The sequence below is a fragment of the Halobaculum sp. D14 genome (assembly GCF_051195135.1).
Taxonomy (GTDB): domain Archaea; phylum Halobacteriota; class Halobacteria; order Halobacteriales; family Haloferacaceae; genus JBNTKA01.
Genome location: NZ_JBNTKA010000001.1, coordinates 1,081,011 through 1,094,670, shown reverse-complemented (window position 1 = coordinate 1,094,670; position 13,660 = coordinate 1,081,011). Strand labels below are relative to the sequence as shown.

11 protein-coding genes are annotated in these 13,660 nt (G+C 72.0%); 1 reads left to right on the top strand and 10 read right to left on the bottom strand.

Features of this window, described 5'->3' with window-relative positions:
- Window positions 1-55: 55 nt before the first annotated feature.
- The 9 genes from ACQUST_RS05620 to hflX form a co-directional block, all read right to left on the bottom strand.
- Window positions 56-2,116: a type II secretion system F family protein gene (locus tag ACQUST_RS05620; protein WP_435126004.1), complete on the bottom strand. Its 2,061-nt coding sequence runs from the start codon at window positions 2,114-2,116 to the stop codon at window positions 56-58.
- Entirely contained in the window at window positions 2,109-3,770 is a 1,662-nt protein-coding gene (locus ACQUST_RS05615) for a type II/IV secretion system ATPase subunit (protein WP_435126002.1), read from the bottom strand. Before ACQUST_RS05615 ends, ACQUST_RS05620 begins: the two co-directional genes overlap by 8 nt.
- A gap of 165 nt (window positions 3,771-3,935) precedes the next feature.
- Entirely contained in the window at window positions 3,936-4,460 is a 525-nt protein-coding gene (locus tag ACQUST_RS05610; protein WP_435125999.1) for a multiprotein bridging factor aMBF1, read from the bottom strand.
- A gap of 126 nt (window positions 4,461-4,586) precedes the next feature.
- Entirely contained in the window at window positions 4,587-5,432 is an 846-nt protein-coding gene (locus ACQUST_RS05605) for a DUF7504 family protein (protein ID WP_435125996.1), read from the bottom strand.
- 83 nt (window positions 5,433-5,515) lie between these two features.
- Window positions 5,516-6,136, bottom strand: a complete 621-nt coding sequence (locus ACQUST_RS05600) for a CDP-alcohol phosphatidyltransferase family protein (protein ID WP_435125993.1) — start codon at window positions 6,134-6,136, stop codon at window positions 5,516-5,518.
- The gene (locus ACQUST_RS05595) at window positions 6,133-6,657 is read right to left on the bottom strand and encodes an adenylate kinase family protein (RefSeq protein WP_435125990.1); all 525 of its coding nucleotides are present in this window, start codon (window positions 6,655-6,657) and stop codon (window positions 6,133-6,135) included. The genes ACQUST_RS05600 and ACQUST_RS05595 overlap by 4 nt, the downstream gene beginning before the upstream one ends.
- On the bottom strand, window positions 6,654-7,748 hold the full coding sequence (gene hisC, locus ACQUST_RS05590) for a histidinol-phosphate transaminase (RefSeq protein WP_435125987.1): 1,095 nt from the start codon (window positions 7,746-7,748) through the stop codon (window positions 6,654-6,656). The genes ACQUST_RS05595 and hisC overlap by 4 nt, the downstream gene beginning before the upstream one ends.
- A 102-nt stretch (window positions 7,749-7,850) precedes the next feature.
- On the bottom strand, window positions 7,851-8,249 hold the full coding sequence (locus tag ACQUST_RS05585; RefSeq protein WP_435125986.1) for a hypothetical protein: 399 nt from the start codon (window positions 8,247-8,249) through the stop codon (window positions 7,851-7,853).
- Between the two features lie 56 nt (window positions 8,250-8,305).
- Entirely contained in the window at window positions 8,306-9,664 is a 1,359-nt protein-coding gene (hflX, locus tag ACQUST_RS05580; protein WP_435125983.1) for a GTPase HflX, read from the bottom strand.
- Window positions 9,665-10,021: 357 nt separating this feature from the next.
- Between hflX and ACQUST_RS05575 the strand changes: the two genes are divergently transcribed.
- Window positions 10,022-11,686: a S8 family peptidase gene (locus tag ACQUST_RS05575; protein WP_435125980.1), complete on the top strand. Its 1,665-nt coding sequence runs from the start codon at window positions 10,022-10,024 to the stop codon at window positions 11,684-11,686.
- Window positions 11,687-11,737: 51 nt separating this feature from the next.
- Here ACQUST_RS05575 and ACQUST_RS05570 read toward each other — a convergent pair whose 3' ends face one another.
- Window positions 11,738-13,648, bottom strand: a complete 1,911-nt coding sequence (locus ACQUST_RS05570; RefSeq protein WP_435125977.1) for a helicase HerA domain-containing protein — start codon at window positions 13,646-13,648, stop codon at window positions 11,738-11,740.
- Between the last annotated feature and the right edge of the window lie 12 nt (window positions 13,649-13,660).

The following is a 13,660-nucleotide window of genomic DNA, read 5'->3' as shown; positions in this document are numbered from 1 at the left end:
AAAAGTGCCGGCGGTCCCGGCGAAAGTGATGCTCGGCCGGCCGGGTTCTTCGCGGCTACATCACGGCGACGAGCGCGACGGTGCACACCGCGGCGAGCGCGGCGGCGTACTTCACGCCGCTCGCGACGCGGTCGTCCACGAGTTTCCCGACGAGCAGCCCGTTCGTGACCGCCTGAATCAGCGTCGCGTGGACGAACAGCCGCCGGTACGTCGTCGTGTCGACGGCGCCGACCGACAGCGACGTCCCGCTCAGCCCGGCGTCCGAGGACGTGACGAACTCCGCGATGGCCGGCAGGAAGTGCGACTCGAAGAACAGGACGATGCCGAGGAAGACGAGGACGCCGATGACCGCGACGAACGCGTACGGCCGCATCTGCCGCTGACGCCGCGCCCGGAGGTCGTTCCGCGTCTCCAGGTCCTCCGCGACGATGGAGAACACCGGCGCGAGGTCGTCGGTCGCGTTCACGGTCTCCGTGACGAGCCGTACGACCCGGGTGACCGACGGGACGCCGAGCCGCGACTCGAACCGGTCAAGCGCGCCGCCGACGTCGTCGGTCCAGTCGATGTCGCGGGACACCCGCTCCAGTTCCGTCGCGAGGTCGCCGGACGTCCGCGCCGCCACGAGCCCGAACGACTCGGCGAGCGGAACGCCGTTCTCGTCGGCGTCCGCCAGGATTTCGAGCGCGTCCGGGAACCGCCTGCGGACCGACCGCTCGTACGACCGCTTCCGGTGGTACGCGTACGAGAACGGCGCCGCCGCGACGAGGAACGGCACCGTGAACAGCACGGCGGACCGGACCGCCGGCCCCGTCGTGAACGACCCGACCACGCCGAGCAGCGCCGCCACGGCAGCCGCGCCGACGGGGACCGTGACGAGCAGCGTCGCGGCCGGCCGCTCGCGCATCAGTTCGACCGGCTCCGTGAGGATTCGTCGCCACCGCTCGCGGCGCCGCGACCGCTCGTACGCCGCGACTCGTTCGTCCTCGTGGGTCGACGACTCGAACAGCGAGGCCGCCGCGGTGACGCCGTCGCGCGCCTCGCCGAGCTGCTGCCGGTACGGCTCGTACAGGTACGAGACGCCGAAGCCGACGGCGACGACGGCCGCCGGAATCACGCCGTACACCAGCAGCCGCAGCGGCAACAGCAGCCCGGCGCGCACGAAACTGACGACCAGCAGCGTCACCAGCAGGAATATCGGGCCGGCGAACACGACGGTCACGTACACCTCCGCCAGCGTTTCGAGGTCGTCCAGGAGCTGCTCCTGTTTCTGCGCGGCGAGTTCGAGGTGGCGGTCCGCCTCGGTTTCGAGGAAGCTGTCGACGTCGCCGCCGGTCTCGACGACCGCGACCAGTTCGTCGAAGAACGACGACGTGGCGTCGCCGGGCGTCCGCTCGCGAGCCGCCGTGAGCGCCGAAAGCAGGCTCCGGTCGAACCAGGTGACGTCGGCGACGACGTCGTCGAACGCCGCCGCGGGCTCCCGGTAGACGTCGCGGGCGTCCGCGAGCCGCGACGACACCGACAGCAGGTTCATGCCACCGTGTGACAGCGCGTACAGGAAGATGACGGCGTGCGGCAGCATCAGGTCGGCGCGCCGCGCACGCTGCCGCGCGCGGACCGTCGGGTACCAGCGCCGACCGAGCCACACGCCGGCGCCGGCGACGACCGCGCCGCCGACGCTGAGCGCGACGCCGACCGCGAGGAGGGCCGCGCCGGCGAGCGAGCCGGCCATCGAAGCCGCGAGAAGCGCCGCGAACAGCACCCCCGCCAGCGCGCCTCCCGCGGTCGCAGCGGCGGCGAGCCGTACGCTCCGAGCGAGGTACTCGTCGACCGTGTTCGTCGACCGGTTCGCGCGGAGCGCGGCGGCCAGTCCGCGGTAGTCGTCGGCGCGGTACCGGAAGTATCCCTGCAGCCGGCCGTACTCCTCGCGGAGCCGCCGCTCGCTGAGGCTCGGGTGTCGCTCCGGGATGCCGAACGACAGCGGTTCCGCCGTCGCCGGACCGTGTTCGTCGGCGTCCGACTCCGCCGTGCCGGCCGCCGAGGAGTCATCGGTGCCCGTTCGGCTGTCAGCGCCTTCGGCGGCTGCTTCGTCGCGGCGAGACCGGTCAGGGTCAGACATCCTGGACCCGAACCGGCCGCGTCTCCGGAATCGGTTCCTCGTCGAGTTCGTCCAGCACCGCGTCCGGTCGCCGGGCGAACCGGAACAGCCGGTTCGTGACGGCCTCGTATCCGGTGGTGTCGCTGCCGACGAGGTGGCCGAGCAGCCGTCGGCGGCGCTCCAGTTTCGTCCGGAGCTCCGCGTCCGTCCAGCCCTGCTCGCGGGCGACTTCGGCGAGCAGCCGCGACGCGCTCCGCTGGGAGGTCTCGTCGGCCGTCGGGTCGTACGCGAAGACGGAGCGGAGCTCCGGCCGGCTCTCGTCCGGGTCGTCTGCGGGGTGGACCTCGGTGAGCGACCGGTTCTTCCGGACGCGGTCGCCGTCGACCTCCATGAGGTGCTGGACGGCGACGACGTCGATTTCGGCCGCGAGTTCGTCCGGGATGGACAGCGGGTCGTTGCGGAGGCGGCGCAGCGCGTCGTCGGCGGTGTCGGCGTGGAACGTCGAAAACCCGGCGTGGCCCGTGCCGACCGCCTGGAAGAACGTGTAGACGACCTCCGGGTCCGTCCGGAGCTCGCCGACCAGGATGTGGGTCGGCCGCTGGTGGAGCGCCTCCGAGAGCAGCCCGTACATCCCGACCTCCGGGCGGCCGTCGCCGACGTCGGACTCGCGGGTCACGTTCGAAATCCAGTTGTCGTGCGGCAGCCCGATTTCGCGGGTCTCCTCGATGCTCACCACCTTCGCGTCCGGCGGGACGAACAGCGAACAGGCGTTCATCGACGTGGTCTTCCCGGACGCCGTCGGCCCGACGAACAGCACCGAGCGGTTGTGTTCGATGGCGAGCCAGAGATACGCGAGCTCCTCGACGGTGTACGTGCCGAGCCGCGCGAGCTCCGGCGGCGTGAACGGCTCCTCGCGGAACTTCCGGACCGTGAAGTTCGAGCCGCGGGTCGCCACGTCGGTGCCGAGCGTCACCTGAATCCGCGACCCGTCGGGCAGCGTCGACGTGAGCAGCGGCCGCGACGCCGACAGGTGCCGGCCGGTCCGCTGGGCGAGCCGAACCGTCATCTCGTCGAGCCGGTCGCCGCCCCACGACCGGTTCGTCTCCAGGTTCCCGTGGCGGTCGTGGTAGACGAACGCCGGGACGTCCGCGCCGTCGACGTGGAGGTCTTCGACGTGCGGGTCCTGCATGAACGGGTCGATTTCGCCGTAGCCGAGGAAGTCCCGTCGGAGGTAGTACGCGACGACGTGCCGGACGCCCGGGTCGACGTGGCGCGCCTCCTCGGCGAGCAGCGACTCGAAGTCCTCGCGGAACCGCTCGCGGCCCTGCTCGGCGGAGCCGTACTCGCCGTCGAGCAGCCGCGTCCGGACGCGGTCGGCGACGTCCTGTCTGACGTGCGACTCGAACTCGTCGAGGGCCGGCTCCGTGACGACGTACCGCTGTTCGCCCGACTCGGGGTCGCCGAACAGCGCGACGTGCGCAAACGGCTCTCTCACCCAGTAGTCGTCGACGAGGTCGAACGACTCGGGCCACGCGAACTCGAACAGCGACTCGCGCAGATACGACTCGTCGGGCCGGCCGAGCGGCGACGACGCCCGCAGCGACGCCGCGGCGTCGTCGAGCACGGCTGACCGCAGGGCGTCCGTGTCCGCGTCACCAGCTGCATCCTCACTCATCGGTCAGACTGTCGGCGAGACGGAATCGACCGTGAAAAGACCGGTGGCGGAACCGCGGAGTCGCGGCGACGTCCGGAAACAGGAAGCAACGGGGGCGGTACGAGGCGGCGCGGACGCAGACCGAGGGACGTTCGCGTCGGCGGTCGGCTCGTCGGCGGTCGGCGGTTACTCGTCGTTCCGCTTGACGACGTCGCCGAGCGTCATCGTCCCCGAGGAGTCGGAGGACCACTCGGAGTCTTCGACGTCCTCGCCTTCGGTGAGCGAGATGCCGAGCGCCTTCTCCAGTTTCTCCTGGACGTCGTCGCTCGGGAGGATGTCGCCGCGTTCGAGTTTCCGGATGACGGACGCCTTCTCGTTGAGCTGGTTCGCGAGTTCCTCCTGGCTGAGGCCGGCGGACTCGCGGGCGTTCCTGATGCGGTCGTCGTAGTCGGAGGCGACGGTCTCCATGTCGTCGAACATGTCCCGTCGCCGCTGAGACGACGAAGACGAGGTGGAAGACGAAGATGCAGAGGAAGACGAGGAGCTGCTGCTCGAAGACGTCGAGTACTTCGTCGACGCCGACGACGTGGACTCGGTCCGGACCTCCGTCCCGAAGTCCTTGCAGTCGTCACACAGCTCCAGCTCGGCGCCCTCGACCTTCGTGGTGGTCAGCGAGGGCTTCTCCGCGCCGCACATCTCACACTGGGGCATACCTCCACCTAGCGGGTACCCCGCTATAAATGGTGTGCCCCGGCGACGTGACGCTCCGCCGCGGCAGCGCGGCCGACGGCGACGTGATGCCCCGCTGCGGCGACGACACCCTCCTCCCCGCGCGGGTCAGCCGAGCCGGCTCCACTCCGTCACGCCCCAGCCGTCGATGCTCCAGCGCTCCTCCGGGACGCCGTCCGCGCCGCCGCGGAGCTGGACGACGGCGTCGACCGCGTCGCCGAGCGCGTCGGTCACGTCGCCGACGACCGGGTCGTCCCGCGGCGCGTCGACGTCGGAGACGGGGCGCGGCAGGTGGAAGTGCGCCAGGCCGCCGCGGTCGCGGGTGGCCGCGGCGAGTTCGCGGAGGAGCGCGTCGGCGGCGTCGTCGCCGAGTCGGTGGCGGAGCTGGTCGACGCGGAACAGCCCGACGCGGAGTTCGAGTCGGTCCAGCGACCCCTCGCTGCCGGCGAGCGCGTCGAGCCGGCCGAACAGCGCCTCGCGGACCGGTCCGGCGTCGTCGGTTCGGAGGCGGTCGACGGCGCGGTCGTCGCCGGGGCCGTGAGCGCGGCCGTCGCCGCGGACGTCGCCGGACGCGGACCGCGGGTCAGCGGGGCCGAGCCGGACGGCCGCGGCGTCGTCGTGGGCCGCGGTGACAGCGCCGGGCAGCCATGCGTCGGTCCGGGCGGGCGGATTCGTCAGGCAGAGCAGCCGTCTGCGTCGCCGCGACGGCACGCCGAAGTAGCGCGACGTCGCGACCCGGAACGCCGCCGTCGGCGCGTCTCCGGTGACGAGCAGCCCGCAGCCGGATTCGAGCTCCGCCAGCGCCGAACCGAGCGGTGACGTGTCGTCGCCGCGCGCCAGGTGCGGCGGGTCAGCGCCTCGGCCCGCTCGGACACGGCTGCTGCTGGCGGCGCCGTCGGGTCCGGGGCCTTCGTCGCGGTTCTCTCCGGCCGTTCCGTCGGTCCGCCGCGTCATTATTCACAGTATTCGTTTCGTGTATCAAAAACGTTCGCCCGCTCAACGACCCGCGGATGCCCGGGCGAGTCGGGCGTCGACCGCTACTCGTTGAGGACGCGCCAGGCGCCCCAGAACCGCTGCACTGCGGTGAAGTGGCCGACGAGCGCGAACACGACGAGCAGCGCCGCGACGACGCCGTAGCCCGCGACCAGCGGCCCCGGAACCACCGCGGCGGCGACGCCGACGACGCCGATGAGCGCCAACCGGTCGGCGCGGCCGAGCAGCCCGCCGTACTCGCGGCCGATTCCGACCGCCTGAATCTGCGTCCCGAGGTAGGAGGTCATCAGGACGCCGGTGACGGCGGCGAGCCCGAGCGCGTACCGGTCGACGCCGGCCGCGAGGCCGACGAGCATCGCGATGTCGGCGTACCGGTCGAGGACGTGGTCGAGCAGGTCGCCGCCCGACGACGAGACGCCCTGCGCCCGTGCGAGCGCGCCGTCGACGAGGTCGAGCCAGCCGTTCGCGAGCACCAGCAGCGACCCGGCGAGGTACAGTTCCGGAGCGGCCGTCGGGGCGTCGAGGCCGAAGGCGACGCCGGCGACGACCGCGCAGGCGAACGCGAGCACGCTCACGCCGTCAGGCGTCAGCCCGAGCCAGTCTGCGACGCCGACGAACGGCTTCAGGCCGCGCTCGGCGACCGGGCGGAGCTGGTCGAGCGTCATCGGTACGCCACGAAGTCCACGTCGCCGGCGGACGGGTCACGCTCCCCTGACGCCACCGCCTCGATGGCGGCGGCGACCTCCGACGGCGACGCGTCGGTCGCGTCGATTTCGTACACCGACTCCGTTCCGTGCCGGTCGACCGCCTCCGCGAGCACGACGTCGAGCGCCTCGGACTCGCGGTTCTCGCGGGCCTTCGGCTCCGGTTCGCCGCGGTCGAGCAGCCGCTCTTCGAGGACGTCCGGGCGGCACCGCAGCACGACGACGCGGTCCGCGTCGAAGCGGTGAGCGAGGTGTGAGTCGACGACGACGTGCTCGGCGTCCGGGTCCGGGTCGTAGTCGTCGAGGCGCGACGCGACGGCGTCGAGGTCGGCGACCAGCGAGTCGCGCTCCTCGTCGCGCTCGACGGTGAGGCCCTCCTCGCGGATGACGTCGTTGAGGTGGACGACGTCGTAGTCGTCGCCGAGCAGGTCGGTCGCCGTGGACTTCCCGGTTCCGGGCGTCCCGGTGACGGCGATTCTCATGCGTCCGCCTCGGGCCGGAGTTCGGCGAGCACGTCGTTCAGCGTCTCGACCGCCGTGCGGGTCTGCGCCTCGGTTCCGCACGAGATTCTGACGCAGCCGGGGAGACCGAACGAGGACGTGTCGCGGACGATGACGCCGCGTTCCTGTGCGGCCTCGGCGACGGCGGTGCCGTCGCCGACCTCGGCGAGCACGAAGTTCCCCGCGGAGTCGAACGTCGGCGCGTCCAGTTCCGCGGCGATGTACTCGCGCGCCCACTCCGCCGACTCGACGGAGCGGTCGACGTGCGCCTGGTCGTCCAGGGCGGCCGAGGCGGCGGCGAGACCGACGGCGCTCGCCGCGAACGGCGTGTTGACGCGGGCGTACACGTCGGCCCACTCCGCCGGCACGACCGCGTAGCCGATGCGGAGCCCGGCGAGCCCGTACGCCTTCGAGAACGTCCGCGTGACCGCGAGGTTGTCGTGTTCGGCGAGCAGTTCGACGGCGGTCGGCGTGTCGCTGTACTCCGCGTACGCCTCGTCGACGACGACGAGCGTGTGGTCCGCGACGGCGTCGAGCAGCGCCGCCAGTTCCTCGCGCGGCAGTTCGGACCCGGTTGGGTTGTGCGGCGTCGTCACGTAGACGATGCGTTCGCCGTCGTAGGCGCCGAGGACGCGGTCTGCGGTCTGCGCGAAGCCGTCGGCCTTCCGCAGCCCGTACGTCGCCGCCTCGCCGTGGTGGTACCGGGCGCTCATCGAGTAGTACGAAAACCCCGGTTCGGGCGCCAGCACGCGGTCGCCCGGCTCCAGCATCGCCCGCGAGAGGTAGTCGAGCGCGCCGTCCGCGCCGGGCGTCACCCACACCTGCTCGTCGGCGACGTCCCACCGCTCTGCGAGCTGTTCGGTCAGGTCGGTGTGCGCCGCCTTCGGGTAGACGTTCACCGAGTCGGCGGCGTCCCGCACCGCCTCGGCCGCCTTCGGCGACGGCCCGTGCGGGTTCTCGTTCGAGGAGAGCTTCACCAGCTCGTCGGGGTCCAGCCCGAGGTCCCTGGCGACCTCCTCGACGCCCCGGCCCGGGACGTACGGCGTGTTCGCTGAGAGGTCACGCGGCTCCATGCGTCAGCGAAGTGGACGCCGACGCTTAAGCGTGCCCACAGCGCGACGCGGCGGACAGAACCGCCGGTTCCCGCAGGTGTCGCGGCGGCCGGGCCCGGGCCGTCACGTTCCGAGGAGTCCGCGGAGCCGAGCGACGAGCCCCGCCGAGTCGTCGTCGCCGCCGCGGTCGCCGCGAGCCGCTTCGTCGTCGACGCCGAGTTCGCGGGCGAGCGAGTCGAGTTCGGCGTCGTCGAACCGGTCGTCGCCGCGGGCGTCGCGGAGCCAGCCGCGCCAGTCGTCGTCGGTCATCGTGCCGGAGCGCTCGTCGACCCACTGGTCGAGGAACGCCTCGCGGCTCCGGAACGGGACGTCCATGCCGCTGTCGCCCCAGTACAGCGGCGACAGCGCGAACGCGTACCGGTCGTCGTCCATCGGCGCGAACCGGTACGGGTAGTCGTCGTACAGGAAGGCGTCGTCGGGCGTGACCTCCTCCCCGGTCGGCAGCGTCAGCGTCTCCGTCATACCGCCACGTTGCCGCCGCGGACGGATGTGTCGTTCGCCCGCGGCCGACTCGCTCGCTACGGGTCGTCGCCGCGGTCACCGGTCCCGTCGTCCGTGCGGAGCGCAGCGACCCGTCGCTCCGCCTCGGCGACGACCGCCGGGTTCCCCGTGAACTCCACGTCGACCGTGTCGCCCCGGTAGGCGGCCCCGGTGTCGCCGCGGTCGTACAGCCACGCGAGCAGCCGCTGGGCGTCGCCGTCGTTCCGCAGCGTGAACGCCGCGGAGTCGGTGGGAAGCGCGTCCAGCAGCGCCGCCCGCAGCGACTCGGCGCCGTCGCCGGACAGCGCCGAAACCGCGACCGGGTCGGCCGCGGAGTCGGGGGCGGCGTCGGCGACGAGGCGGCGGCGCTCGGCCAGCGCCGCGTCGTCGACGCGGTCGACCTTGTTCAACACCGGAATCACCGCGCCGGACGCCTCCCCGGCGAGAACGGACATCGTGACGTCCGCGCGCCGCCGGAGCGTCTCCGGCGGTGCCGCGGCGTCGACGACCGCGAGGACGGCGTCGCTGCCGCGGATTTCGTCGAGGGTCGCCGAGAACGACCGGACGAGGTCGTGCGGGAGGTCGTCGACGAGCCCGACGGTGTCGGTGAACAGCACGCGGCGTCCGTCGACGGTGCCGCGGCGCGTCGTCGTCTCCAGCGTCTCGAACAGCCGGTCTGCGATTCCGGCGGCGCGGTCCACGTCCGCCGGCGGCTCGCGGCTCGGGTCGGAACCGTCCTGCCGCGCTGCCGCCGCGTCGGCGTCGAGGTCGTCCGCGAGCCGGTGGAGCAGCGTCGACTTCCCGGCGTTCGTGTAGCCCGCGACCGCGACGAGGTCGAAGCCGTCGGCGTGCCGCCGTTCGCGCCGCGACTCCGCCTCGTCCGCGACGTCGTCGAGCGTCCGCCGGAGCGCGTCCATCCGCCGCTCCGCGTCGAGCACCGGCGACCCCTTCTCGGTGGCCTCGTTCAACAGCGACTCCTCGGTGACCTGTCTGAGCCGCGGGAGCTCGTACCGGAGCGTCGCCAACTCCACCTGGGCCTGCGCCGCGGTCGAACTGGCGCCCTCCGCGAAGATGTCGAGGACGAGCCGGTACCTGTCGACGACCGCGGTGTCAGGCGGGAGCAGCCCGCGGAGATTGGCGTACTGGCCCGGCGTGAGTTCGCCGTCGAACACGACGGCCGCCGCGTCCGCATCGGCGACGGCGCGGCCGAGTTCCTCGGCTTTCCCGCGGCCGAGGTTGTACGTGGTGTCCTCGCGGCGGCGCTGGGTCACCGCGTCGACGACGCGGTAGCCGGCGGCGGCTGCGAGCGCGCTGATTTCGTCGGTCTGCGGTTCCTCGTCTGCGTCTCGGGCGGCGACGACCGCGCGGCCGCCCGTCGAACTGTGTCCTGATTGCATTCGTGTCGGCGCCGCCGGCTCGGCTCCGGCGAGCGGTGCGGGGCCCGACGGGGCGGAGGCGGCGGCGAACCGGTCAGTCGGCGCTTCCGTGCCGCGTCGGACGCGGGCACCCCCGTCGCGTCGGGAGCGACCGTCCGCGCGGCGTCGCCGTGCTGCCGGCCGCGTCCCCGTCGACGCGCCCGGTCAGCGAACCGAAGAACAGGTCTCCATCACGACGGTGTCCCGGCGGAACCCGGATAACTGTTCGGTCGCCGTGTGAACGGCCACCACAGTATAGAATCTGCCGTGCAGAGAATCATTTTACTACTATCCCCGTGAAAAGTTTTATGTGGGCGTCCTCGGTTCGACAAGCGTACGATGAGCAGACAGAACAGGCGACAGTTCCTGAAAGCGACAGGCACCGCGCTGGCGGGCGCAGCAGTCGCGTCGGCGCCGGGTGCCGCGGCCTCCGGCGAGTCGAAGCGGTTCCTCATCGACCTGCGCGAAGTCGACCGGTCGGCGGTTCCGGCCGACGTCGAAATCGTCCACGACATCGGCGAAATCGACGTGCTCGCCGCGCGCGGCGACCCCGACGCCGTTCCGGGCGAGGCGTCCACGGCGCTCGACGTCTCGGTGTACCGGCACGGCGTCGACGCCGACTCCCTGCGCGACCCGAACGACGGCGCCGGCCCCGACGACGGCGACGACGAGGACGAGCGAGGCGGCCCGGCGAAAGAGCACGGACCGGCCACCGAATCGCCCGGCGAACTGGACGGCGGCCCGCCGACGTACAACGAACTCCAGTGGGACAAGCGGGCACAGCACCTCGCTGACCTCACCGAAGTCGAAGGCGTCGGCCCGGACGACGACCAGTCGGACGTGCCGCTGCCCGGGACGGTCCACAGCGTGACGCGCGGCGAGGGCGCCCGCGTCGCCGTCCTCGACTCCGGCATCTACGCCGACCACCCCGACCTGCGGGGCGTCGTGAACGAGTCGCTGTCGCGGAACTTCACGACCGACCAGTACGACTGGCGGCCGAACGGCGCCGGCACCCACGGCACCCACGTCGCCGGCATCGTCGCCGGCACCGACTCGAACGACGGCGACCGCGGCGGGATTCTCGGCTCGGCGCCGGCGTCCGAACTCCTCTCGCTCCGCGTGTTCTCCGGCGTCGAGGGCAAGTCGGGGGACGTCCTCGCGGCGCTCGTGTACGCCGCCGGCGCCGGCTGTGACGCCGCCAACCTCAGTCTCGGCTACCCGAAGCCGTACGTCTACCCCGAGAAGTACCCGGAGCTGCTGAAGATCGCGGAGCTGTACGAGCGCGCCGTCTCGCACGCACGGAGCCGCGGCACCGTCGTCGTGAACTCGACCGGGAACGGGTCGCTCGACATGTCGCCGGAGTCCGTGTTGAGCCTCCCGACGGAGGTCCCGGGCGTGTTCGGCGTCTCCGCGACCGGCCCGGTCGGCTTCCTCTGGGACGACGACCCGCCGAACGAGGAGTTCGCGCTCCTCCCGGGGAAGCTCTCGGAGCCGACCGACCAGCCGGCCCGGTACACGAACTACGGCCACGGAACCGACGTCAGCGCCGCCGGCGGCAACTACGACCCGGCCGCCGTCGACGGCGACGAGGAGTGGTACTACGACCTCGTCATCTCGACCGTGTTCGAAACCGCCGCCGACGGGACCGTGACGCCGTCGTACGGCTGGAAAGCCGGAACGTCGATGGCCGCCCCGCAGGTCGCCGGCGCCGTCGCGCTCGTCCGGTCGCTCCAGGCCGACGCGTCGGTCGACGAGGTGGAGTCGCTCGTCCGCGAAACCGCCGTCGACGGCGACGGCACCGAGGCCTACCACGGCAGCGGCCACCTCAGCCTCCCGCGGCTCGTGTTCGCCGCGTGGGCCGGCAGCACCGACGGCGGCTTCGGAAACGGCTCCGACGGCGAGGACGGCAGGGGAAGCGAAGGCGGCGACGGCTGGGGAGGCGAAGACGGCGGCGACTGGGGAAGCGACGACGGCGGCGAAAACGAGAGCGAAACCGGCGGCTGAAGCGTCGGAGACGGAATCCGTGTCGTGGCCGCGGCTCGGCTCAGCCCCGGGTCACTGCTCGGCGAGGCCGGCGCGCGCCTCGATTTCCGCGACGACTTCGACCAGTTCCTGCTCGTCGGCGTTGTCGCCGTACACGAGCCTGACAAGCGACGGCAGCGCGTAGCCGTACTCGCCGCACGACCGGTGTTCGACGACGCCGGCGCGCCGCAGCGTCTTGTTCCGGCTGTACGCGTACCGCCGGTCGCCGGAGCCGCCGGCGGCGAGGTGCGCCTCCGTCGGCGTCGCTCGGCCGGCCCGCCGGTAGTGCGCCAGCATGTTCTGCGTGACGTCCTCCATCGACTCGACGGCGCGGACGAACCCTTCGACGACGGCGTCGCGGTGGCGGAGCTCCGCGCCGTCGGTGAACGACGCGAGTTCCGACTCCTGGTCGAAGCCGTCCGACCGCGGCCCCGACACGTCGACGCCGTCCGTCTCGGGGACCGCGGACGAGCCGCCGGCGTTCGACCCGGCCGTCGCGGCGGCGCCGTCGCCCCGTTGTCCGGCCGTGTCGCCGCCCGTCGCGCCTGCCCCGCTGACGCCGCCGGTGGCGGCCGCCGCGGCCACCGCGACCGCGTCGTCGGCGGCGTCGTCCGGGCCGTCGGCCGACTCGGCGGGCGTGCTCGCGGACTCGCCGCCGGCGGCGTTGCCGTCGCCGTTCGTCGCCGCCGATGCGGCCGTCGCGGCGTCGCCGTTCGCGGCGGCCCGCTCCTCGTAGTCGTGGAGTTCCGACTGGTCGTCCGTCACCTGCCGCGGAGCGCCGGCCGCGCCGGGACCGCCCGCCGCGCCGTTCGCGACTGCGTCGGCGTCGGCGTCGGCGCCGACCGCTGCGGCGTCACGGCTCGGGTGGCGTCCGCTGCCGCCGCGGTAGGACGCCTCCGACTTCTGCAACAGCGCCTGCGCGAACTTGTCCGCCATGTCCGACATGTCCTTCGCCTCCTCCAGTTCGCGTTCGAGCTGCTGGATGCGCTGCTGTTTCTTGTCGAGCTCCTGCCGTAGGTCGGCGAGCTCGGACTCGCGGCGCTCCTGTTCGTCCGTGATGTTCTGCAGCTCCGAGACCAGGTCGCCGCTGACGCTCTTCAGGTCCGGGCGCTCGAAGTCCTCCAGACCGGGGGTCGCGCCGGCGTCGAACGTCTGTTTGCGGTGGAACTGGACGCGCCGAATCGACTCGGTCCAGTCGGTGATGAGGAACGCCTCGCCGTCGCCCATGTCCTCGATGGCGTCGCCGTACTCCGACCCGAGGATTCGCGACACCACCTTGGTGTCGTTGTCCCAGGTGAGCCGGTGCCAGCAGAGCCAGTCGCACTGCGTGATGAAGTCCTTCTTGACGTCGGCGGGGCGCTGGCTGATGCCGACGATGCCGAGGCCGTGTTTCCGGCCGCGCTTCCCGATCTTGATGAGCGTCTTCCCGGTCTGGTCCATGCCGGCGCCCTCCGGGATGTACTCGTGACACTCCTCGATGAGCATCAAGAACGGCTTCTTCAGCTTCTTCTCCTTCGCGAACAGCTGCCGCGCGGTCTCCTTGATGATGTTCGACGCCTCGTCCTCGTCGAGGTAGCCGGAGACGTCGAGGATGATGGGGACGTTCTGTTCGAGCGTGAGACTCGCCAGTTTCCCGGCGTGCTCCTCGGAGACCTGGATGTCGCACTCCTCGTCGGCGCCGGCGTGCAGGATTTCGAACTCCTCTTTCAGCCCGTAGTACTCGCCGTCGGAGTCGACGATGAACACCGGGAAGTTGTTCGACAGCAGGTTCTCGATGACGACCGACGCCGTGTTCGACTTCCCGCTGCCGCTCTTGCCCGTGATGAACCCTCGGCCGGTGAGGAGTTCGACCACCGGCAGGGAGATGGGCGTCCCGGCTGCGAGGTCCGACTCCCCGCCGGGGCCGTCGCTCACGTCCGCGACCGTGATGGTCTCCTCGCTCATTAGCCGTATCTG

Coding starts and splice junctions, on each gene's coding strand:
- hflX (WP_435125983.1), bottom strand. CDS start 9,664: ATGCAATCAGGACACAGTTCGACGGGCGGCCGCGCGGTCGTCGCCGCC.
- ACQUST_RS05595 (WP_435125990.1), bottom strand. CDS start 6,657: ATGAGAATCGCCGTCACCGGGACGCCCGGAACCGGGAAGTCCACGGCG.
- ACQUST_RS05570 (WP_435125977.1), bottom strand. CDS start 13,648: ATGAGCGAGGAGACCATCACGGTCGCGGACGTGAGCGACGGCCCCGGC.
- ACQUST_RS05585 (WP_435125986.1), bottom strand. CDS start 8,249: ATGACGGAGACGCTGACGCTGCCGACCGGGGAGGAGGTCACGCCCGAC.
- ACQUST_RS05600 (WP_435125993.1), bottom strand. CDS start 6,136: ATGACGCTCGACCAGCTCCGCCCGGTCGCCGAGCGCGGCCTGAAGCCG.
- ACQUST_RS05620 (WP_435126004.1), bottom strand. CDS start 2,116: ATGTCTGACCCTGACCGGTCTCGCCGCGACGAAGCAGCCGCCGAAGGC.
- ACQUST_RS05575 (WP_435125980.1), top strand. CDS start 10,022: ATGAGCAGACAGAACAGGCGACAGTTCCTGAAAGCGACAGGCACCGCG.
- ACQUST_RS05610 (WP_435125999.1), bottom strand. CDS start 4,460: ATGCCCCAGTGTGAGATGTGCGGCGCGGAGAAGCCCTCGCTGACCACC.
- hisC (WP_435125987.1), bottom strand. CDS start 7,748: ATGGAGCCGCGTGACCTCTCAGCGAACACGCCGTACGTCCCGGGCCGG.
- ACQUST_RS05615 (WP_435126002.1), bottom strand. CDS start 3,770: ATGAGTGAGGATGCAGCTGGTGACGCGGACACGGACGCCCTGCGGTCA.
- ACQUST_RS05605 (WP_435125996.1), bottom strand. CDS start 5,432: ATGACGCGGCGGACCGACGGAACGGCCGGAGAGAACCGCGACGAAGGC.